Source organism: Pseudarthrobacter sp. 01T43 (assembly GCF_056398665.1).
Genome location: NZ_JBFTPV010000004.1, coordinates 138,908 through 159,244 on the forward strand (window position 1 = coordinate 138,908; position 20,337 = coordinate 159,244).

General features: G+C 64.5%; 21 protein-coding genes. 14 read left to right on the plus strand and 7 right to left on the minus strand.

Annotation, left to right across the window (positions count from 1 at the left end; genetic code table 11):
• The first annotated feature begins 27 nt into the window (after positions 1–27).
• From AC1DIM_RS06360 to AC1DIM_RS06370, 3 genes are read left to right on the plus strand one after another with little or no spacing between them, the layout of a single operon-like run.
• Positions 28–957 carry an ABC transporter permease gene (locus AC1DIM_RS06360; RefSeq protein ID WP_477709646.1) on the plus strand — a complete coding sequence of 310 codons (930 nt, stop codon included), beginning with the start codon at positions 28–30 and terminating at the stop codon, positions 955–957.
• The gene (locus AC1DIM_RS06365) at positions 947–1,891 is read left to right on the plus strand and encodes an ABC transporter permease (RefSeq protein ID WP_477709647.1); all 945 of its coding nucleotides are present in this window, start codon (positions 947–949) and stop codon (positions 1,889–1,891) included. The genes AC1DIM_RS06360 and AC1DIM_RS06365 overlap by 11 nt, the downstream gene beginning before the upstream one ends.
• An 11-nt stretch (positions 1,892–1,902) precedes the next feature.
• Complete coding sequence (locus tag AC1DIM_RS06370) at positions 1,903–3,609, plus strand: ABC transporter ATP-binding protein (protein ID WP_477709648.1); 1,707 nt, start codon at positions 1,903–1,905, stop codon at positions 3,607–3,609.
• A 67-nt stretch (positions 3,610–3,676) separates the two neighbouring features.
• On the opposite strand, the gene AC1DIM_RS06375 is transcribed toward AC1DIM_RS06370, so the two are convergent.
• Complete coding sequence (locus AC1DIM_RS06375) at positions 3,677–4,516, minus strand: SGNH/GDSL hydrolase family protein (protein ID WP_477709649.1); 840 nt, start codon at positions 4,514–4,516, stop codon at positions 3,677–3,679.
• Positions 4,517–4,781: 265 nt separating this feature from the next.
• On the opposite strand from AC1DIM_RS06375, the gene typA reads away from it, so the two are divergent.
• On the plus strand, positions 4,782–6,710 hold the full coding sequence (typA, locus tag AC1DIM_RS06380; RefSeq protein ID WP_477709650.1) for a translational GTPase TypA: 1,929 nt from the start codon (positions 4,782–4,784) through the stop codon (positions 6,708–6,710).
• A 101-nt stretch (positions 6,711–6,811) separates the two neighbouring features.
• On the opposite strand, the gene AC1DIM_RS06385 is transcribed toward typA, so the two are convergent.
• Complete coding sequence (locus AC1DIM_RS06385) at positions 6,812–7,057, minus strand: putative acetyltransferase (RefSeq protein ID WP_477709651.1); 246 nt, start codon at positions 7,055–7,057, stop codon at positions 6,812–6,814.
• A gap of 135 nt (positions 7,058–7,192) precedes the next feature.
• On the opposite strand from AC1DIM_RS06385, the gene fdxA reads away from it, so the two are divergent.
• The 3 genes from fdxA to AC1DIM_RS06400 all read left to right on the plus strand — a co-directional run bounded on the left by fdxA (position 7,193) and on the right by AC1DIM_RS06400 (position 10,194).
• The gene (fdxA, locus tag AC1DIM_RS06390; protein WP_441868881.1) at positions 7,193–7,519 is read left to right on the plus strand and encodes a ferredoxin; all 327 of its coding nucleotides are present in this window, start codon (positions 7,193–7,195) and stop codon (positions 7,517–7,519) included.
• 14 nt (positions 7,520–7,533) lie between these two features.
• Positions 7,534–8,682 carry a succinyldiaminopimelate transaminase gene (gene dapC, locus AC1DIM_RS06395; RefSeq protein WP_477709652.1) on the plus strand — a complete coding sequence of 383 codons (1,149 nt, stop codon included), beginning with the start codon at positions 7,534–7,536 and terminating at the stop codon, positions 8,680–8,682.
• Between the two features lie 228 nt (positions 8,683–8,910).
• On the plus strand, positions 8,911–10,194 hold the full coding sequence (locus tag AC1DIM_RS06400; RefSeq protein WP_477709653.1) for a citrate synthase: 1,284 nt from the start codon (positions 8,911–8,913) through the stop codon (positions 10,192–10,194).
• Between the two features lie 145 nt (positions 10,195–10,339).
• On the opposite strand, the gene galE is transcribed toward AC1DIM_RS06400, so the two are convergent.
• Positions 10,340–11,353, minus strand: coding sequence for a UDP-glucose 4-epimerase GalE (galE, locus tag AC1DIM_RS06405; protein ID WP_477709654.1), 1,014 nt, complete (start codon positions 11,351–11,353; stop codon positions 10,340–10,342).
• 64 nt (positions 11,354–11,417) lie between these two features.
• Between galE and AC1DIM_RS06410 the strand changes: the two genes are divergently transcribed.
• Both AC1DIM_RS06410 and AC1DIM_RS06415 read left to right on the plus strand, forming a co-directional pair.
• Positions 11,418–12,029: a TetR/AcrR family transcriptional regulator gene (locus AC1DIM_RS06410; protein ID WP_477709655.1), complete on the plus strand. Its 612-nt coding sequence runs from the start codon at positions 11,418–11,420 to the stop codon at positions 12,027–12,029.
• 88 nt (positions 12,030–12,117) lie between these two features.
• The gene (locus tag AC1DIM_RS06415) at positions 12,118–12,729 is read left to right on the plus strand and encodes a hypothetical protein (RefSeq protein ID WP_477709656.1); all 612 of its coding nucleotides are present in this window, start codon (positions 12,118–12,120) and stop codon (positions 12,727–12,729) included.
• Between the two features lie 42 nt (positions 12,730–12,771).
• Here the strand turns inward: AC1DIM_RS06415 and AC1DIM_RS06420 are convergent, their stop codons facing one another.
• The gene (locus AC1DIM_RS06420) at positions 12,772–13,122 is read right to left on the minus strand and encodes an ArsR/SmtB family transcription factor (RefSeq protein WP_477709657.1); all 351 of its coding nucleotides are present in this window, start codon (positions 13,120–13,122) and stop codon (positions 12,772–12,774) included.
• A gap of 108 nt (positions 13,123–13,230) precedes the next feature.
• Positions 13,231–13,971: an aquaporin gene (locus AC1DIM_RS06425; RefSeq protein WP_477709658.1), complete on the minus strand. Its 741-nt coding sequence runs from the start codon at positions 13,969–13,971 to the stop codon at positions 13,231–13,233.
• 45 nt (positions 13,972–14,016) lie between these two features.
• Here AC1DIM_RS06425 and AC1DIM_RS06430 point away from each other — a divergent pair, with 45 nt between their 5' ends.
• The 4 genes from AC1DIM_RS06430 to AC1DIM_RS06445 all read left to right on the plus strand — a co-directional run bounded on the left by AC1DIM_RS06430 (position 14,017) and on the right by AC1DIM_RS06445 (position 17,176).
• On the plus strand, positions 14,017–14,691 hold the full coding sequence (locus tag AC1DIM_RS06430) for an arsenate reductase/protein-tyrosine-phosphatase family protein (RefSeq protein ID WP_477709659.1): 675 nt from the start codon (positions 14,017–14,019) through the stop codon (positions 14,689–14,691).
• Between the two features lie 93 nt (positions 14,692–14,784).
• Positions 14,785–15,207, plus strand: a complete 423-nt coding sequence (locus tag AC1DIM_RS06435; RefSeq protein ID WP_477709660.1) for an arsenate reductase ArsC — start codon at positions 14,785–14,787, stop codon at positions 15,205–15,207.
• 23 nt (positions 15,208–15,230) lie between these two features.
• Positions 15,231–16,520: an NAD(P)-binding protein gene (locus AC1DIM_RS06440; RefSeq protein ID WP_477709661.1), complete on the plus strand. Its 1,290-nt coding sequence runs from the start codon at positions 15,231–15,233 to the stop codon at positions 16,518–16,520.
• Positions 16,517–17,176 (plus strand): arsenate reductase ArsC, encoded by a 660-nt coding sequence (locus AC1DIM_RS06445; protein WP_477709662.1) that lies wholly within the window; start codon positions 16,517–16,519, stop codon positions 17,174–17,176. The genes AC1DIM_RS06440 and AC1DIM_RS06445 overlap by 4 nt, the downstream gene beginning before the upstream one ends.
• Positions 17,177–17,226: 50 nt before the next feature.
• On the opposite strand, the gene AC1DIM_RS06450 is transcribed toward AC1DIM_RS06445, so the two are convergent.
• Complete coding sequence (locus tag AC1DIM_RS06450) at positions 17,227–18,075, minus strand: transglycosylase SLT domain-containing protein (protein WP_477709663.1); 849 nt, start codon at positions 18,073–18,075, stop codon at positions 17,227–17,229.
• Between the two features lie 7 nt (positions 18,076–18,082).
• On the minus strand, positions 18,083–19,117 hold the full coding sequence (dapD, locus tag AC1DIM_RS06455) for a 2,3,4,5-tetrahydropyridine-2,6-dicarboxylate N-succinyltransferase (protein WP_477709664.1): 1,035 nt from the start codon (positions 19,115–19,117) through the stop codon (positions 18,083–18,085).
• Between the two features lie 50 nt (positions 19,118–19,167).
• Here dapD and dapE point away from each other — a divergent pair, with 50 nt between their 5' ends.
• Positions 19,168–20,304, plus strand: a complete 1,137-nt coding sequence (gene dapE, locus AC1DIM_RS06460) for a succinyl-diaminopimelate desuccinylase (RefSeq protein ID WP_477709665.1) — start codon at positions 19,168–19,170, stop codon at positions 20,302–20,304.
• Positions 20,305–20,337: the final 33 nt, after the last annotated feature.

Genomic DNA, 20,337 nt, shown 5'->3' on the forward strand with positions numbered 1-20,337 from the left:
CTTCGTTCCCCGAAGGCTGGTGATCCGGTGGTCCGCTTTATTCTGCGCCGACTCCTCCAAGTGATTCCCGTCTTTATCGGCACCACGCTTTTGGTTTATTACATGGTGTTCGCCCTACCTGGCGACCCCATTGCTGCGCTCTTCGGTGACCGCCAGCCCCCGCAGGCCGTCATCGATACCCTCCGCAGCCAGTACCACCTCGACCAGCCGTTCTGGGTCCAGTACGGACTGTTCCTGCAGAACCTCTTCACCTTCAACCTGGGCAATGACTTCACCGGCCAGCCCATCGCAGCGAGCCTCGCGCGGGTCTTTCCGGTCACGGCCATGCTCGCGGTTGAAGCGTTGGCCATCCAAGCCATCTTCGGCGTCGCCTTCGGCGTTTTCGCCGGTCTCCGCCGCGGCGGTTGGTTTGACTCCACTGTCCTGGTGGCCTCGCTGGTGGTCATCGCCGTCCCCACTTTCGTCCTTGGCTTCGTCTTCCAACTGGTTTTCGGCGTCCAACTCGGTTGGGCCAAACCAACGGTCGGCGCCAATGCTGACTGGGGCAGCCTGCTGCTTCCCGCCGTGGTCCTAGGCCTGGTGTCATTTGCCTATGTGCTTCGCCTGACCCGTGCCTCGGTGAGCGAAAACATGAACGCCGACTATGTACGGACCGCCACCGCAAAGGGCTTGTCCCGGCCGCGGGTGGTGATGGCACATATCCTGCGCAACTCCTTGATACCGGTGGTGACTTACCTCGGCGCCAACCTCGGCGGGCTGATGGGCGGTGCCATCGTGACGGAGGGCATCTTCAACGTTCCCGGCGTAGGCAACAAGCTCTATCAAGCGGTCCTGCGCAGCGAAGGGCCGACCATTGTCTCCATCGTCAGCGTCCTGGTGCTGGTCTTCGTGGTGGCCAACCTGCTCGTTGATCTCCTGTATGCCTGGCTAGACCCGAGGATCCGTTATGACCAGTAATAACCGCCACTTCGTGGCGCCCATCGACGAGACACCGCTGCTTGCAACGGACGCCGTCAGGACCGACCAGGCACCCCTGAGCCTGTGGTCGGACGCATGGCGTAAGCTCCGCCGTCGGCCGCTGTTTATCATTTCCTCGCTCCTGATCCTGGCGCTGGTGGTCGTGGCGCTCTTCCCCGGCCTCTTTTCGTCAGTCGCACCTAACGACGGCTGCGAACTGGGCAACTCGGAAGGCGGTCCCACCGCCGGCCACCCGTTCGGCTTCACGTTCCAGGGCTGTGACATCTATTCCCGCGTGATCCACGGCACACAGGCCTCCCTTTCGGTGGGTGTGCTTTCCGTGCTGTGCGTGCTGGTTATCGGCGTCACCATTGGCGCCATCGCCGGCTACTACGGCGGCTGGGTTGACGCAGTGCTCGCCCGCCTGGGTGACATCTTCTTCGCGTTGCCCCTGGTCCTCGGCGCCCTGGTCATTACCCAGCTTCCGATGTTCAGGGAAAACAGGAGCGTCTGGACAGTGGTGTTTGTCATCGCCCTGCTGGCCTGGCCGCAGATGGCCCGCATCACCCGCGGCGCCGTGATCGAGGTGCGCAATGCAGACTTCGTGACCGCGGCCCGGTCCTTGGGCGTTTCGAAGTTCGGCGCTCTGGTCCGTCACGTCCTGCCGAACGCACTGGCGCCGATCATTGTCCTGGCCACCCTTGAACTGGGTGTCTTCATCGTGGCGGAAGCCACTTTGTCCTTCCTGGGCATTGGCCTGCCGCAGGGCATCATGTCCTGGGGCAATGACATAGCGGGTGCCCAGGCATCCATCCGCACACATCCACAGATCATGCTCTACCCGGCAGCGGCGCTGTCCATCACCGTGCTGAGCTTTATCATGCTCGGTGATGCTGTCCGGGACGCGCTGGATCCGAAGAGCCGTCAGCGATGAGAGACAAAGAGATGATTACTCCAGAAATCAACATCGACGAGGCGGGCCCCGCAGGCGTAAAACCGCTGCTGGAAATCCGCGATCTGGCCATTACCTTCAAAACCGGCAGCGGTGATGTCCAGGCAGTCCGCAATGCGCACCTGACCATCATGCCCGGTGAGACCGTGGCCATTGTGGGCGAATCAGGCTCCGGCAAATCCACCACCGCGCTGGCCGCCATCGGGCTCCTGCCCGGCAACGGTGCGGTGTCCGGCGGGCAGATCCTCCTTGATGGGGAGGACATAGCCCACGCCTCCGAAAAGCGGATGATCGAACTGCGCGGAAATACCATTGGCATGGTTCCGCAGGACCCCATGTCCAACCTGAACCCGGTCTGGAAGATCGGCTACCAGGTCAAGGAGACCTTGCGGGCAAATGGGCGGCCCAGTGGCCCGGAGGACATCGCCAAGGTGCTTTCCGAGGCGGGCCTCCCGGACGCCCACCGTCGTGCCAACCAGTATCCGCACGAGTTTTCCGGCGGTATGCGGCAGCGTGCGCTGATCGCCATCGGGCTGTCCTGCCAGCCGCGGCTGCTCATAGCAGATGAGCCGACGTCGGCCCTGGACGTCACGGTCCAGCGGCAAATCCTGGATCACCTGGAAACCATGACCACTGAGCTCGGTACGGCCGTCCTGCTCATCACCCACGATCTGGGTTTGGCCGCCGAGCGGGCAGACAAGGTGGTGGTGATGTACCGGGGGCAGGTGGTGGAGTCTGGTCCCTCCCTGGAGTTGCTCAGGAACCCGCAGCACCCGTACACCAAGCGACTGGTTGAGTCCGCCCCGTCGTTGGCAAGCCGACGTATTCAGGTCGCGAAGGAACAGGGCGTGGAAGCGTCGGACCTGCTGGCGCCCGCTGCCGAGGCAGCCGTTGCGGAAAACGTCCTGCAGATCCAGGATCTCCGCAGGGTCTACAAGCTGCGCAGCGGCTTGGGGAAATCGACGGACTTCGCGGCCGTCGACGGCGTGAGCTTTGACGTCAAGCGTGGGACCACCACCGCGATTGTGGGGGAGTCCGGCTCGGGCAAGTCCACCGTTGCCAGAATGGTTCTGCAACTCGAAAAGCCCACTGACGGCAGGATTCTTTTCGACGGCGTCGACACCTCGCTGCTCAAGCCCAAGGAACTCTTCAAGTTCCGCCGCCGGGTGCAGCCGATCTTCCAGGACCCGTACGGTTCGCTGGACCCGATGTACAACATCTTCCGGACCATCGAGGAACCGTTGCGGGTCCACAAGATTGGTGACGCTGCCAGCCGCGAAAAGAAGGTCCGCGAACTCCTGGACCAGGTGGCGCTGCCCCAGTCGACCATGCAGCGGTACCCGAATGAACTTTCGGGCGGGCAGCGTCAGCGTATTGCCATTGCCCGGGCCCTTGCCCTGGATCCGGAAGTGATCATTTGCGATGAAGCCGTATCCGCCTTGGACGTGCTGGTCCAGGCCCAGGTCCTGAATCTCCTGGCCGACCTGCAAGCCAACCTGGGACTGACCTACCTCTTTATCACCCACGACCTTGCAGTGGTCCGGCAGATAGCTGACCACGTGTGTGTGATGGAAAAGGGGAAGCTGGTGGAAACGGGGTCCACGGACGACGTTTTCGAGTCGCCGCAGCAGGATTACACCAAGGCACTGCTCAACGCCATTCCCGGGGCGAAGCTTATGCTTCCGCCGGAAGTGGCCTAAACGGTAGGTCTCGGCACAGAGAGCAGGAGCCGGCGCCCGGAAGGGCGCCGGCTCCTGCTCTTACCGTCTACAACTGAAGATTAAGTTTCCGAAGGTTATCGCCGAGCAGGCCGCCCAGCGTCTTGCGCCCGGCGGCGTTCATATGGACTGCGTCTGCCAGGTTCTTGGCGAGGTTGTACTTGGTCAACCAGTCACCCACGCCAACAAACGGTATGCCGTGCCTGGCCGCCAAGGTCCCCAGCAGTGCATCCACCTGCGCCCTGCGACCGCCGCCGTAGTTTGTTCCGCGGGCCAGCGTGCCGATCATCGCGAGCCGGGTGCCCGGGTAGCGGTCCTTGAGGGCACCGATCAGGCGGTCCGCGTTGGCCACTATCTGCGCGTCCGTAGCGCCCTGGGCCGCGTCGTTGCCACCGCCCTGGATGACAATTAGGGCCGGCGTTCCATACGGAAGCTTCCAGTCGCCACGTTGCAGCGCGTCGATGTAGTTGCCTGTTTTTCCGTTGGCCGCCACAAAGCCGGTTCCACCGAGGCCGCAGAAGTGGACCTTGTAGCCCACCGCGGCCAGGCCAAGGCGCGGCCAGCCGTCGGCGGGCTCGGATTGTGAGTCGCCGATCAGGAGGGCGGTGTGCCTCATGTCCGGGACCACCACTTCGTCGCGGCCGCTGGCAAAATTACGGACAACCGAACCGGACGGGAGGCCTTCCGGATCAGCCCCGCGCTCAATGTAGCCCCCGGCAGCACCGCCCGCGGCTCCTGGTCCTGCGGCAGCGGGCGCACCGGCTGCTGGAGAGGGCGCCTGCGCGGCGGACGAAACAGGGGGTGCAGTGGGCTGCCCGCAGCCGCACAGGAGGACGCCGGCAGCGATTCCCGATGCGACTAAGCGGGACAGGGCCGAGGCATTTCGCATCAGTGGTTCTCCGGGCTTGAAGTATCACAGTAATAATGGAGCATCAAGTCACGAAAATCCAGTGACTTTGCCCACGGTGCGGCAGCGCCGGGCAGGTATTTGTTGAGCCCGCCGTTCGACCGACCTTGGTCGATTTTTAGGCGCCTTAGGCCGCAGCGTTTAGAATAATGGAAGGCGCCCTGTGTTAATGGGCCAATCCGTCGTGGACTCCGGTTGGAAATGCGGCGAAACAACAGCTGACTCACACTGAATCGAGCAATAACGCATGTCTGAAACCACCACCAACACTGCGGTAGCCACTGCATCACGCAGTGACCTGCGTAACGTCGCGATCGTGGCCCACGTTGACCACGGCAAGACCACCCTGGTCGATGCCATGCTCAAGCAGACCAACTCCTTTGCCGAACACAACCACCTCGAAGACCGTGTGATGGACTCCGGTGACCTGGAGCGCGAAAAGGGCATCACCATCCTCGCCAAGAACACCACGGTGGCCTACAACGGACCGTCCTCCAATGGTGAAACCATCACCATCAACGTCATTGACACCCCCGGCCACGCCGACTTCGGCGGCGAGGTGGAGCGCGGCCTGTCCATGGTGGACGGCGTTGTCCTCCTGGTTGACGCGTCCGAGGGTCCGCTGCCCCAGACCCGTTTCGTGCTCCGCAAGGCCCTGGCCGCGCACCTTCCGGTCATCCTGCTCGTCAACAAAACGGACCGTCCCGACTCCCGCATCGAGGAAGTCGTCCACGAGTCCATGGACCTCCTCCTGGGCCTCGCCTCTGACCTTGCGGATGAAGTTCCGGACCTGGACCTCGACAAGATCCTTAACGTCCCCGTTGTCTACGCAGCCGCCAAGGTAGGCCGCGCCTCCCTCGTGCAGCCTGCAGATGGCTCCGCCCCGGACAGCGAGAACCTCGAGCCGCTGTTCAAGGCCATCATCGAGCACATCCCGGCGCCGACGTACAACCCTAATGGCGTGCTCCAGGCACACGTGACCAACCTTGACGCCTCCCCGTTCCTGGGCCGCCTCGCCCTGCTCCGCATCTACAACGGAACACTGCGCAAGGGCCAGACCGTTGCCTGGGCCCGCGCCAACGGTGAGCTCAAGAACGTCAAAATCACCGAACTGTTGGCTACCAAGGCACTGGACCGCGTTCCGGCTGAGTCCGCGGGCCCGGGCGAAATCGTCGCCGTCGCCGGTATCGAGGAAATCACCATCGGTGAGACCCTGACCGACGTCGACAACCCGCAGCCGCTGCCGCTGATCACCGTTGACGACCCGGCCATCTCGATGACCATCGGTATCAACACCTCGCCGCTGGCTGGCCGGGTCAAGGGCGCCAAGGTCACCGCCCGCCAGGTCAAGGACCGCCTCGACAAGGAACTGATCGGTAACGTCTCCCTCAAGGTTCTCCCCACCGAGCGCCCGGACGCCTGGGAAGTCCAGGGCCGTGGCGAGCTCGCGCTTGCCATCCTGGTTGAGCAGATGCGCCGTGAAGGCTTCGAACTGACCGTCGGCAAGCCGCAGGTTGTCACGAAGACCGTCGACGGCAAGATCCACGAGCCGATGGAACACATGACCATTGACGTACCGGAAGAGTACCTCGGTGCCGTCACCCAGCTGATGGCAGCCCGCAAGGGCCGCATGACCAACATGGCCAACCACGGCACCGGCTGGTGCCGCATGGAGTTCATCGTTCCGGCCCGTGGCCTGATCGGCTTCCGCACCAAATTCCTCACCGACACCCGCGGTGCCGGCATTGCTTCCTCCATCGCCGAGGGCTACGAGCCGTGGGCCGGCCCCATCGAGTACCGCACCAACGGTTCGATCGTGGCTGACCGCACTGGCGTGGTCACCCCGTTCGCGATGATCAAGCTCCAGGAACGCATGTCATTCTTCGTGCAGCCCACCTCCGAGGTCTACGAAGGCATGATCGTTGGCGAGAACTCACGCGCCGATGACATGGACGTGAACATCACCAGGGAAAAGCAGCTCACCAACATGCGTGCAGCGTCCTCGGACACCTTCGAGAACATGACCCCGCCGCGCAACCTGACTCTGGAGGAATCCTTGGAATTCGCCCGCGAAGACGAGTGCGTTGAGGTGACCCCGGACTCCATCCGTATCCGGAAGCTCATCCTGGACGCCAACGAACGCGCCAAGGCCAGCCGCGCACGCGCCAAGTCCTAACCGAGTTTGTTGAAGCTGCCGGTACGGCAGGCGGGAAACCGCCGTCGTACCGGCAGCTTTCTTTTTGCCCGGATGCCGTTCCGGAGAGTGAATGCCGGAAGTCAGCGGCGGGCGCGGGACGCGCGCCGCTCAGGGGCGGGCGGGACCGCTTTCGCGGCGACCACGAGGTCCAAAGGAATCACGACGTCGGCCTGCCGCGTCCGGACGGTGCAGTCGCCGTCGTCCGTGGCCACCAGGTGGCCCAGGGCGTCCGTCAGGCCGCCGTCGATCCGGTAGCGGACCACAACCCTGGTTCCGGGCGTAGCAGCGGCCAGAAATTCCTGGGGCGTAGGCTGGGTGGGACTCACCAGTTCATACTATGTGGCCCGCTAGGTTCGCGGGAAAGGACTGGGAGATAATAGGCTCGGAAGTCAACAGTCCGGATCATTTCGCCGGATTCAAGTACCGGCGGTCGCCGGAAACAACGTGGAGAGGCAAGGGACGTGACGTACGTAATCGCGCAGCCGTGTGTAGATGTCAAGGACAAGGCATGTATTGAGGAGTGCCCGGTCGACTGCATCTATGAGGGTGAGCGTTCGCTGTACATCCATCCCGATGAGTGCGTCGACTGTGGTGCCTGCGAGCCTGTATGCCCGGTCGAGGCCATCTACTACGAGGATGACACTCCGGAGGAATGGGCCGACTACTACAAGGCCAATGTCGAATTCTTCGATGACCTGGGCTCACCCGGGGGTGCCGCGAAGATCGGCAACACGGGTAAGGACCACCCGATGATTGCTGCCCTGCCGCCGCAGAACCAAGACAACTGAACCGGGCCGCCCCGGTGACCTCAGCAGTGAACACTTTTGGCCTGAGCCTGCCCGATTACCCGTGGGAGGCGATGGCGCCGTATCTCGCGAAGGCCTCGGAGCATCCCGGCGGGGCCGTCAACCTCTCCATCGGCACACCGGTGGACCCCACGCCGGTCCTCATCCAGGAGGCCCTCAAGGCAGCCGCTGACGCCCCCGGGTACCCCACCGTGCACGGCACCGCAGGCCTGCGGGAAGCCATCGCCGCGTGGTTCGACCGCCGCCGCGGTGTTGCGGGGCTGGACCCGAAAAACGTCATGCCGACCGTCGGATCCAAGGAACTGGTGGCCTGGCTGCCCCTTTTGCTCGGGCTGAAGCCGGGCGACGTCGTCGTCCGCCCCAAAGTGGCTTACCCCACCTACGACATCGGTGCCACGCTGGCCGGGGTCACTTCGGTGGCGACAGACCGGCTGGACGAGCTCGACGACGCCACGCGCGCCAGGGTGCGCCTGATCTGGGTCAACTCCCCGGGGAACCCCACCGGAAGCGTGCGGGACGTCGAATCGCTGAAGGCACTGGTGGCCCAGGCGCGGGAACTGGGTGCCGTGGTGGCCTCGGATGAATGCTACGCGGAGCTCGGGTGGGGCCCCTGGGACGCCCAGCGCGGCGGCGAGCAGGTTCCCAGCGTCTTGGATCCCCGTGTTGCCGGCGGGTCCCATGAGGGTCTTTTGGCGGTGTATTCGCTGAGTAAGCAGTCCAACGTGGCCGGCTACCGTGCGGCGTTCGTGGCGGGAGACCCGGCCATCATGGCGAACCTCGTCAACAGCCGCAAGCATGCCGGCATGATCGTGCCGTACCCGGTGCAGGAGGCCATGCGGGTGGCGCTGGGCGACGACTCCCACGTCCTGGCCCAGAAGGATCTCTACCGCGGCCGGCGTGAGCGCCTGGTGCCCGCCCTGCAGCACTTTGGACTGGAGATCAAGGATTCCGACGCCGGACTCTACCTGTGGTCCACCGCGGGGGAGAGTACCTGGGAAACCGTGGCACGCCTTGCGGACCTGGGCATTGTGGTGGGGCCAGGCGTGTTTTACGGCGACGCCGGCAACGGATATGTACGGGTGGCGCTCACCGGCACTGACGAGCGCATCGACGCCGCAGTGGCCCGGCTGACCTCGACTCCGTAACAATCATGTTACTCGCGCCACAAACGCGGCGTTTTGTGGGCAAATAGACGGCCGCCGATTAGTGCCACCAGTCCATCGGGCGGTACTTTTTAAGTGACTATCAATGGTGGCTTTCTACAAGAAGGCAGCCCGGGTGTTGGATTTCCTGGATGAACAGGGACAGTGCCACGGCTCACCGGTTGGATCAAGCTTTCGACAGAGGCCCAAGCGCCTCATGAAGGGGACTCCATGACTGAGACCAACAGCGCAACCCTGCACCATGCAGGAGGCGAGCTCAAGCTCCCGCGCATCAAGGTTGTTGAAGGAAACGAAGGCTACGACGTTTCCAAGCTGCTCAAGCAGACGGGCGCAGTCACCTTTGACCCCGGCTTCATGAACACCGCAGCAACCACCTCCGCCATTACCTATATCGATGGCGATGCGGGCATCCTGCGTTACCGCGGATACCCCATCGAGCAGCTGGCGCAGCACTCCAGCTTCCTCGAGGTTTCCTACCTGCTGATCTATGGCAACCTGCCCAGCCCCACGGAGCTGGAAACATTCGACCAGAAGATCCGCCGCCACACCCTGCTGCACGAAGAGCTCAAGGGCTTCTTCAGTGGCTTCCCGCGGGACGCCCACCCGATGCCAGTGCTGTCTTCTGCCGTATCGGCGCTGTCCACTTTCTACCAGGACTCCCTGGATCCGTTCAACGCCGAGCAGGTGGAGCTCTCCACTATCCGCCTGATGGCCAAGATGCCGGTTATCGCCGCGTACGCGCACAAGAAGTCCATCGGCCAGCCGATGCTGTACCCGGACAACTCCCAGAACCTCGTGGAAAACTTCATGCGCCTGAGCTTCGGCCTGCCTGCCGAGCAGTATGAGGTGGACCCGGTTATCGCCAAGGCGCTGGACTTGCTCCTGATCCTGCACGCCGACCACGAACAGAACTGCTCCACCTCCACCGTGCGCCTGGTTGGCTCTTCCAACGCCAACCTCTTCGCCTCGGTGTCGGCCGGCATCAACGCACTCTTCGGCCCCGCCCACGGCGGCGCCAACGAAGCAGTGCTCAAGATGCTCCGCCAGATCCAGGCCGACGGCACCAAGCCCGAGGACTACATGGAGAAGGTCAAGAACAAGGAAGACGGCGTCCGCCTCATGGGCTTCGGACACCGCGTCTACAAGAACTACGATCCGCGGGCCAGGATCGTCAAGGACACGGCACACGAGATCCTGACCAAGCTCGGCGGGAACGACGAACTGCTGGAGATCGCCCTCCGCCTGGAAGAGAAGGCGCTGAGCGATGACTACTTCATCCAGCGCAAGCTCTACCCCAACGTGGACTTCTACACCGGCCTGATCTACAAGGCCATGGGCTTCCCGGAGAAGATGTTCACGGTGCTGTTCGCCATCGGCCGCCTGCCGGGCTGGATCGCGCAGTGGCGTGAAATGATCACCGACCCCAACACCAAGATCGGCCGCCCGCGCCAGCTCTACATCGGCGAGCCCGAGCGCGACTACCCGGTCCGCTAGTCCCCACCGGCTCCCAAACCCCACAAGCTCGGTCCGGGCCCCTCGCCGGTGTGGGCCCAGCACCGGTTCGAGTACGACGGCGGCCGGTCACCTTCTCCACGAAGGTGACCTCAAAACGGCAGTTACGGAGCAACGGATGGGGAGGCTACGAGGAGTAGCCCTGCGGGTTGTTCTTCTGCCAGCGCCAGTGGTCCTCGCACATCTCGTCCACGGTTTTGGTGGTGGACCAGCTCAGGTCGGCCAGGGCAGAGGTGGCGTCGGCCCAGAACGCGGGCAGGTCACCAGCGCGGCGTTCGGTGATCTCGTACGGAATGGGCTGGCCCACGGCCTTCTCGAAGGACCGGAGGACCTCCAGCACGGAGGAGCCCTTGCCTGAGCCAAGGTTCCAGCGGAACACACCTTCGCGGTCAGCGACGTGGTTGAGGGCTGCCACGTGGCCTTCGGCAAGGTCCACCACATGGATGTAGTCCCGAAGGCACGTGCCGTCAGGGGTATCGTAGTCGCCGCCGAAGACCATCAGCTTCTCGCGGCGTCCCACCGCCACCTGGGCGATGAACGGCACCAGGTTGTTGGGGATGCCCTGGGGATCTTCGCCGATGCGGCCGGACGGGTGGGCGCCCACCGGGTTGAAGTAGCGCAGCAGGGCGACGTGCCAGCGGCTGTCCGCGGCGCCCAGGTCTGCCAGGATGTCCTCGATCTGCTCCTTGGTACGGCCGTACGGGTTGTTGGCGCCGATCTCCATCTTCTCCACGTAGGGAATGGGGTTGTGCTCGCCATAGACGGTGGCGGAGGAGCTGAAGACGATGGAGCGGACGTCATGGCGGTCCATTACCCGGATCAGGTTCAGCGTGCCAACAAGGTTGTTGTAGTAGTACTTGAGTGGTTCGCGGACGGACTCGCCCACGGCCTTCAGGCCGGCGAAGTGGATGACGGCCTCGATCCCGTTGCCGGCGAAGACACTGTCCACTGCAGCCTCGTCCACGAGGTCGACGTTATGGAAGTCCGCGGTCTTGCCGCTGAGTTCGGCAACACGCCGCAGCGATTCCTCGCTGGAGTTCACCAGGTTATCGATCACCACTACCTCGTGACCGGCTTCCTGCAATGACAAAACAGTGTGCGAGCCGATGTACCCGGTGCCACCTGTGACCAGAATTTTCATGCCTCAACGCTATCCCAATTCCGCCGATGGACGGATTCCGGCACGGGTGTGCTAAATAATAAGGGTGCCCAAGATTGTTGATGCCGAAGCCCGGCGCGCGGAAATTGTCGAAGCGGTCTTCAGGATCATCGCGGTGGACGGACTCGAAAGGGCGTCCCTGCGCGAGGTGGCTGACGAAGCGGGCCTGGCCGTGGGTTCCGTCCGGCATTACTTTGCCGGAAGTGACGAACTGCTCCGGTTTTCGTTTGCCACCGTCGTGGACCGGATCCTGGCAAGGCTCACGGCGGCTTTGCCGGCGATCGCGGCCAGCGAGCCGGGATCGGCCGCGCACCACGAGGCGGTTTTAACCCTGTTGGGTGAATTCCTGCCGCTTGACGAGGAGCGGGCAGTGGATGCCTGCGTCTGGATGGCCTTCAAGAACGCCGCCAGGATCCGGCCCCACCTCTCCGCAGAAGGCGACCGCAGCCACCGGGAGGTGGCCGCCGTCGTTGGTCAGGTAATCACCACCCTGGTGAAGGACGACGGCGACGGGCACCACTCGCTGACGGTCGAGGCGGAGAGGCTGCTGGCGACGCTGGACGGGCTGTGCATGCACGCCCTCCTCCAGCCTGAATGGATGACTGCGCAGATGTGCCTTGACGTCCTGGACCGGCACGTGAGGAGCCTGGTCAGCTGACATTACCGTCCGCTGACATCGGGAATAGACTGGGATCCTGGGAGCGAAGCGGCCGGAAGCCGGTAGGCAGGCCAGAGGAGGAAATGGAATGCATCAAACAGGTGGTTCCGACTGGCAGATCACCACGGACACGTCCGGACCCCTGATGATCGCGCTGTTTATCCGAGACGCGGCAGGCCTCGACGGCGCAGGCCATCCTGCGCTCTCACACGCCGCACCGAAGGTCCGCCATGCAGACCATCATCATCTCACTGCCGACGTAGGCGGTGTAAGCGCGCTCAAAACCGAGTGGGAAGCCTGGTGGGAGCAGCTGCTCAAGGCCCATCCGCAGACTGCGCCGGAACTATCCCCACCGGACTTTGAGGCCTTCGGCAACTCCCCGGCCCTCCAGCGTGTCCTGCAGGCGCATTTCGGGGCAGCCCTGACCTGGGCCCGGGAACGCCGCAGTGAATACGCCCGGTTGGAGGCGGAGCGGGTAGCCAGCGGTTCGGACCAGATCCTGGAAGACATGGTGGATGACCGGCTCATGGAGGTTGGCCGGCAGGCGCGGGACTTCACGCTGACCATCATTGAATTGCCGCTGACCGAACAGCGTGCCTGGTACCTGGAGCCGGACAAGATCATCATGAGCCACAACCTTATGTCGCAGCCGGAACTCTTCCGCAGCTACGTCCAGCCGGTTGTGGAAATCCTCGCCTGAGGACGTCGGAACAACGAGTGTCGCCGGAACCGGGCTTTCGGCTTACAGGGTAGCCAGGAGCCCGGCAGTCTCTTCCAAAGCGCCGGGAACCAGCGAGTAGTAAGCCCATGTGCCGCGCTTTTCGCGGTGCAGCAGCCCGGCCTCGACCAGAATCTTCAGGTGATGGGAGACGGTTGGCTGACCCAGATCCAGGGGCCCGGTCAGGTCGCACACACAGGACTCCCCGGAAGCCTCGGCCTTGACAATGGAGAGCAGGCGGAGCCGGTTAGGGTCTGCAAGCGCTTTGAAGACCAGGGCTTTCTGTTTCGCCTCCTCGGCGCCCAGGGCAGGCGCTCCTGCCGGGGCGCAGCAGGAGTCATCCGTGCCGGGCTCGAGTACGGGAAGCAGGTTCATGTTCCCATTATGCCTAAATATTGATCATCATCAATATATGAGCTGGTGGCGACCGTGAAAACCGTGGCGAACGGGAACAGGATAGTTGGGGCTGGCGAGCCGCGAGAGCTAGGAGCTCCTCGAGGCGGAACTGTGCGGCACCACCACGTCATCCGCGGCCCGGGCAGCGGACGGGAACAGCGTCAGCAGCAGGCCGAGCCCAACGGCTGCGCCGATCAGTTGTGCAATTACAAAGCCGGGAACGGACGCCGGTGCGATGCCGGCGAAGGTGTCACTGAAGATGCGGCCGACTGTCACCGCGGGGTTAGCGAACGACGTCGAGGATGTGAACCAGTATGCGGCGCCGATGTAGGCGCCCACGGCGGGAGCTGCGAGGGCGCCCCGCTTTGTGGCGGCCAGGGCGAAGATCAGCAGGACGAGCCCTGCGGTGGCGACGACCTCGCCGAGGAGATGCCCGGTGGTGGCCCGCTCCTTGACCGAGATGGAGGTGCCCACCTCGAACATGGCGTTCGCGACCACACTGCCACTGATCCCACCGATGGTCTGGACAACGACATAGGTGCCGAGCTCCGGCAGGGTCAGCCCTGTTCCGCTGCGCCGGCCCAGGATCCAGTCCACCAGAGACACCGCAGGATTCAAGTGCGCGCCACTGACAGGCCCCAGCACGAGAATCAGGACCGTCAAACCGAGAACCGTGGCGGTGCTGTTCTGGAGCAGCTGCAGGCCCACATCATTGGGGGAGAGCTGCTGGGCGGCGATCCCGGAGCCGACGACGATCATCACGAGCAAACTGGTGCCGAGCAGTTCGGCGGCGGCGCGGCGCCACAGCGGTGGTTGTTGAGAAGTCATGCCAACAGCTTGACGGAAGGAATTAGCTCAGTCAAAATTGAATCAATGAATACTGATCCAGTTGAAGCGTTCCGGGCGCGCGTCGCCAAGCACTCGGCGCTCGCGGATCCTGCGCGGCTGCGCATCGTGGACCTGCTGACGCTGGGAGACCTTTCCCCCACGGAGCTTCAGGCCGAACTGGGGATGGCCTCGAACCTGCTGTCGCATCATCTGCGCACCCTGGAGGGCGCGGGCCTCGCAATCCGTCACCGCTCGGAGGCGGATAAGCGTCGTAGTTATATCCGGCTCGCCGCGGGTGCATTGGACGGGCTGGCGCCAGGCCGCGAACATGCGGCACGCCGCGTCCTCTTCGTCTGCACCCGCAACAGCGCCAGGTCGCAACTGGCAACTGCGCTTTGGCAGCAGGTGAGCGAAATTCCTGCAGCGTCTGCGGGAACGCATCCCGCGGACCGCATCGCCCCGGGCGCCATCAGTGTTGCAAGCCGCCACGGCGTCGCTCTCGCGGATCTTTCCCCGCGCCGGCTCGATGACGTGGTTCACGCTGAAGACTTCGTTGTGACGGTGTGCGATAGCGCCCACGAGGAAATCCCGAACCTGGGCGGGATCCACTGGTCCGTCCCGGATCCGCTCCGGCTGAATACCGCCGTTGCCTTCGAAAGCACCTACGCCGACATCGCCCGTCGCATCGACGGCCTTGCGCCCCGTCTGCACGCCGTCTAAGAGGCCTCATCCACCAATATTGACAAGCATCGATCTACCGTTCAATACTTCGTGCATCGACAAGCATCAATGTAAATAACAGGAGAAAACCACGTGAGCACTGAGACTGCCAAGAAGCCCTCCGTTCTGTTCGTCTGCGTCCACAATGCCGGCCGATCCCAGATGGCAGCGGCTTTCCTCACCACTCTGGCGAAGGGCAGCATCGAGGTGCGCTCCGCAGGGTCCCAGCCCGCCGATAAGGTCAACCCGGCCGCCGTCGAAGCCATGGCAGAGCTCGGCATCGACATGTCTGCCGAGATCCCCAAGGTCCTGACCACCGAGGCCGTGAAGGAATCGGACGTTGTGATCACCATGGGATGCGGCGACACGTGCCCGATCTTCCCGGGCAAGCGCTACGAGGACTGGGTTCTGGAGGATCCTGCCGGCCAGGGCGTGGACTCCGTCCGGCCGATCCGCGACGAGATCAAGGCCCGCATCGAAGGACTCATCGGGTCCCTCATCCCGGCCGCCAAGTAGGACTGCTGCTAAGAGAGGACAGCATGGATGCACTGAAGAACCTTCCCGTGGCCGTCATCGGCGCCGGACCGATCGGTCTCGCCGCCACGGCCCACCTGCTGGAGCATGGCCTCGAGCCCGTGATCTTCGAAGCCGGGCCGACGGCGGGCGCTGCCATCGAACAATGGCGCCACATCCGGCTGTTCTCACCCTGGCGGTTCAACCTCGACGCCGCCGCCGTCCGCCTGCTCGAAGCCACGGGCTGGGAACCACGCAAGCCCACGGCCCTTCCCTACGGCGGGGAATTCATCGATAACTACCTCGCCCCGCTGGCGGCACTCCCGGCCATCAGCCCGCGGCTGCAAACCGGCGCCCGGGTCATCGCGGTTACCCGGGCCGGTATGGACAAGACCCATACCCGCCACCGCGAGACCACCCCGTTCATCGTCCGGGTTCAGCATCAGGACGGTGAGGTCCGCGACCACACCGTATCCGCGGTCATCGACGCCTCCGGAACCTGGTCCACCCGCAACCCGCTCGGAACCTCCGGCCTGCCCGCCATCGGCGAGAACACCGCCGCGGACCGGATCTCCTCGCCACTGCCCGACGTCACTGGCCGGGACCGGGCCTCATTCGCCGGCCGCCGGGTGCTGGTGGTCGGCGCCGGGCACTCCGCCGCCAACACCCTGATCAACCTCGCCGACCTGGCCAAGGATGAACCGGACACCCGGATACTGTGGGCCGTGCGAGGGGCATCCGCCGAGAAGGTTTACGGCGGCGGTGACGCTGACGGCCTGCCCGCCCGCGGGCAGCTCGGCTCCCGGCTCCGCCGGCTGGTCGAGACGGGAAGGATTGAGTTGCTCACCGGCTTTGGCATTTCCGTACTGAAAACCTTGGACTCCCATGTGAGTGTCGAAGCCGTCGACGGACGCACCCTGGACGCCGACGTCATCATCCCCTGCACAGGCTTCCGCCCGGACTTGGACATGCTGCGCGAGCTGCGCCTGGACCTGGACCCTGCCGTGGAAGCACCCACCGGGCTGGGCCCGCTGATCGACCCCGAATTTCACTCCTGCGGCACAGTCCAGCCGCACAGCGCGATGCTGCTGGCACACCCGGAGAAAGACTTTTACATCGTCGGCATGAAGTCTTACGGGCGTGCCCCGACCTTCCTGCTGGCCACCGGCTACGAGCAGGTCCGCTCGGTCGCGGCAGCCCTCGCCGGAGACCAGGCAGCAGCGGACACCGTCCATCTGGTACTTCCCCAAACAGGAGTCTGCTCCTCCGACGGCGGCACAAGTTGTGACGTCCCGGCGGCTGGAGTGTCGTCATGACTGAACACCGTGAAGCCAGACTCGGACTGCAGGACAACACCGAGCTCCTGCACCGCATCAGCGCGCGTCTCGCGGACAGGTTTGCCGGGGTTTTTGCCGCCGAAACCGTCGAACGCTACGTCTTTGAGTCCTATGCGGCGCTGGCCCGGACCGCGAAGGTCACCGCCTACTTACCCGCCACCACGGAACACTTCGCCAACGACCGGCTGAGCGCCCTGGCCAAGTCCAAGGGAGCGGTGGCCGGCGGGGTGCCTGAGGTCCTGTTCGTGTGCGTGCAGAACGCCGGGCGGTCCCAGATGGCCGCCGCGCTGCTCACCGTCGAAGCCAAAGGCAGGATTCACGTCCGGTCCGCCGGCTCCCTTCCGTCGGCAGAGCTCGACCCCACTGTCGTGGAAGTGATGTCCGAGCTGGGGCTGGACCTTTCCCGGAAGTATCCCAAGCCGCTCACCGATGACGTGGTGCGCGCCTCGGACGTTGTGATCACCATGGGTTGCGGCGACTCCTGCCCTGTCTACCCCGGCAAACGCTACGAGGACTGGGACCTGCCGGACCCGGCGGACCATCCCCTCGAAACGGTCCGCGGGATCCGCGACCAGATCCACGACCGGGTCAAAACCTTGGTCGACTCACTCACAAAGGAAACAAAGCACCCCTGACCAGGCTCCCCGCCGGCTGATGAACCAACTCTCCGGCGGGGCCTGGCTGTCTACTGCGCGGGCGCGACGGTGATTGTCACTTGGCCCGCCGGGGCGTCGGATACCTGCCAGCCGGCCTGGTCCTTGCGGAGCCAGCTGCGGCCGGCAACATCCACCTGCGTCACGGCCAGGTCCTTGGCGTTGGCCACAGCCCACTGGGCCACGGACCATGCCTGGCTGCTGCTGGCGTCAACAACCAGCGACTCGCCCTCAACCGCGGTCGCCAGCGCCCCATAGGCCAGGGTCAGCTCCGTGTCCACCATGTCCGGCTGGCCCGCCTCCTGCGGTGCGCGCAGCGTGCACTGAAGCCCTTCCGGAGTCTGGCCGGACAAAGCAGACGCGAAGGTCCGGCCCATCACTTCATGATCGGCGTAGGCGGTGGGAAAGGCCGAGCGCTGGACGCGTTGGGCGGCGTCCGTGATCGCCAGAGACTCATAGCCGGGTATTTTGACCAGGGCGTCGTAGAACGCGTTGGCGGCATAGTACGGATCCATGATCTGTTCCTGGGTACCCCACCCCTGCGACGGGCGCTGCTGGAACAGTCCGCGGGAGTCAGGGCCGGCCAGGTCGCCGTGGTCAATGTTGCGCAATTTCGATTCCTGCATCGCGGTTGCCAGGGCGATGCTGGCTGCCCGTGCCGGAAGCCCGCGCCGGACGGCCACTGCGGTAATCAGCGAGGCATTAGCCGTCTGGTCGAGTGCGAGTTCCGCTGACTGTGTGCCGGTGTCGGCCGTGCAGCGTTCCGTAACCAGTGTTTCGGAACGCTGCACGAAGGCCACCACCGTATAAATACCGCCGGCTAAGAGTGCCAGGGCGAGCAGGAGCACTGTGGCGCGCCGAAAGCCACGTCCCCTAGCCACCACCGCGTCAGTTGGCGTGGAGGGCGTCGTTCAGTTCTACCGTCTGCCCCTTGCGCGGCAAGGCTTCGACGGCGCCCGTGGTGGAGTTGCGGCGGAAAAGCAGGTTGGGGACGCCGGAGAGCTCCGCTGCCTTGACGATCCTGGTGGTGTCCTCGCCCACTTCGTCCTTGGGTCCGGGAACACGCACGCGCGTGCCGGCGGTTACGTAAAGGCCGGCTTCCACCACTGAGTCATCGCCAATGCTGATGCCGACGCCGGAGTTGGCGCCCAGCAGAACGCGCTCGCCCACGGCGATCCGCTCCTTGCCACCCCCGGAGAGGGTGCCCATGATGGAGGCGCCGCCGCCGACGTCGCTGCCGTCGCCGGTGACCACACCGGCGGAGATGCGGCCTTCGACCATGGAGGTGCCCAGGGTGCCGGCGTTGAAGTTCACGAAGCCTTCGTGCATGACCGTGGTGCCTTCGGCGAGGTGGGCACCGAGGCGAACGCGGTCTGCGTCGGCAATCCGGACACCGGAGGGGACAACGTAGTCCACCATGCGCGGGAACTTATCAATCCCGTAGACGGTGACGGCGCCGCGGCGGCGAAGCTTGGCGCGGGTCAGTTCGAAGCCCTCAACTGCGGCAGGGCCGAAGTTGGTCCAGACAACGTTCGGGAGCTTGCCGAAGATGCCGTCCAGGTTGATGGTGTTGGGCTGCACCAGCCGGTGGGAGAGCAGGTGCAGGCGAAGATAGGCGTCGGCAGTGTCTGCCGGTGCTTCATCGAGGTTGATCTGGACGAAGACCACCTTCTGTTCGGTGCCACGGTCCGCGTCGGTGCCGTCCTCGGCGAGCTGGACCAAGGTGGCGTCCGCGTTCTCCACGGCACGCAGGCTGTCGGCCGCGATACCCAGGGCCGGTGCCGGGAACCACACGTCCAGCACGGTGCCCTCGCCGGCGGCGGTGGCGGTGGTGATGGTGGCCAAGCCGAAGCCGTACGCGGAGCGGTCTTCGGAGGTTGCGTTCTGGTCTTTGGGCGCGGCGGAGGTAGCGGTCTCAGTCATGCCCCCAGTCTAGCGAGAGGCGGGCATACGGTTCGAACTAGACTGGCAACGTGACTACCGAGACCGCTCCTGACCCGACCACCGTTCCTTTGGACCTCCGCCAGGACGTTGCCGTGCTGACCGCCGCCCTGATGGATATCAACAGTGTGTCCGGGAATGAGAAGGAACTGGCCGACGCCGTCGAGGTGGCCCTGCGCGCCGTTCCGCAGCTCCGTGTGGTCCGGGACGGTGACTCGATTATTGCCCGCACCGAACTGGGACGGCCGGAACGCGTCATCCTTGCCGGGCACCTGGACACCGTGCCGTTGCCTACAACCGACGGCGCCCGCGGCACCGTTCCTTCGACCTGGGAATCCGGCATTCCGGGGGAGGGCGTCCTCTACGGGCGCGGAGCCACCGACATGAAGGGCGGAGTCGCGGTGCAGCTCGCGCTGGCGGCCACCATGTTCGACGGCGGGGCGTCACCGAAGCGGGATGTCACCTTTGTTTTCTACGACCATGAGGAAGTGGAAGCCGTGAAGAGCGGCCTGGGCCGCCTGGTCCGCAACCACGGTGACCTCTTGGACGGCGACTTCGCCATTCTCCTGGAACCGACGCACGGCACGGTGGAAGGTGGCTGCAACGGCACCAGCCGCTTTGAAGCCACCACCGTGGGGGAGGCGGCCCATTCCGCCCGGGCCTGGATGGGCAGCAACGCCATCCACGCCGCCGCGCCGATCCTCGCCAGGCTGGCAGCATACGAACCGCAGACCATCAATGTGGACGGCCTCGACTACCGCGAAAGCCTCAACGCCGTGAAGATCAACGGCGGCACCGCGGGAAACGTCATTCCGGACCGGTGTGTGGTGGAAATCAACTACCGCTTCGCGCCGGACAAGTCCCCTGACCAGGCAGAGGCGCATGTCCGCGAACTGCTGAAAGGCTTCGACGTGGTGCGCACTGACGCTGCTGCCGGCGCCCGTCCCGGGCTGAACCACCCGGCTGCCGCGTCCTTCGTTGCCGCGGTCGGAGCCGAGCCCAAACCGAAGTACGGCTGGACCGACGTCGCACGTTTCAGCGAACTGGGCATCCCCGCGGTGAATTTCGGCCCCGGCGATCCGCTGCTGGCCCACAAGGACGAGGAACACGTCGAGGCCGATGCCATCCGCGAATGCCTCCGGGCGCTGCGGAGCTGGCTCTCAAACTAAGAATCGGGGCAAGCCAAAGGGCGCGGATCCCGA

Excerpts from the sequence above, each read along its gene's own strand:
- AC1DIM_RS06365 (WP_477709647.1), top strand. The coding sequence starts at position 947 with ATGACCAGTAATAACCGCCACTTCGTGGCGCCCATCGACGAGACACCG.
- AC1DIM_RS06370 (WP_477709648.1), top strand. The coding sequence starts at position 1,903 with ATGATTACTCCAGAAATCAACATCGACGAGGCGGGCCCCGCAGGCGTA.
- AC1DIM_RS06375 (WP_477709649.1), bottom strand. The coding sequence starts at position 4,516 with ATGCGAAATGCCTCGGCCCTGTCCCGCTTAGTCGCATCGGGAATCGCT.
- typA (WP_477709650.1), top strand. The coding sequence starts at position 4,782 with ATGTCTGAAACCACCACCAACACTGCGGTAGCCACTGCATCACGCAGT.
- AC1DIM_RS06400 (WP_477709653.1), top strand. The coding sequence starts at position 8,911 with ATGACTGAGACCAACAGCGCAACCCTGCACCATGCAGGAGGCGAGCTC.
- galE (WP_477709654.1), bottom strand. The coding sequence starts at position 11,353 with ATGAAAATTCTGGTCACAGGTGGCACCGGGTACATCGGCTCGCACACT.
- AC1DIM_RS06415 (WP_477709656.1), top strand. The coding sequence starts at position 12,118 with ATGCATCAAACAGGTGGTTCCGACTGGCAGATCACCACGGACACGTCC.
- AC1DIM_RS06420 (WP_477709657.1), bottom strand. The coding sequence starts at position 13,122 with ATGAACCTGCTTCCCGTACTCGAGCCCGGCACGGATGACTCCTGCTGC.
- AC1DIM_RS06425 (WP_477709658.1), bottom strand. The coding sequence starts at position 13,971 with ATGACTTCTCAACAACCACCGCTGTGGCGCCGCGCCGCCGCCGAACTG.
- AC1DIM_RS06430 (WP_477709659.1), top strand. The coding sequence starts at position 14,017 with ATGAATACTGATCCAGTTGAAGCGTTCCGGGCGCGCGTCGCCAAGCAC.
- AC1DIM_RS06440 (WP_477709661.1), top strand. The coding sequence starts at position 15,231 with ATGGATGCACTGAAGAACCTTCCCGTGGCCGTCATCGGCGCCGGACCG.
- AC1DIM_RS06445 (WP_477709662.1), top strand. The coding sequence starts at position 16,517 with ATGACTGAACACCGTGAAGCCAGACTCGGACTGCAGGACAACACCGAG.
- dapD (WP_477709664.1), bottom strand. The coding sequence starts at position 19,117 with ATGACTGAGACCGCTACCTCCGCCGCGCCCAAAGACCAGAACGCAACC.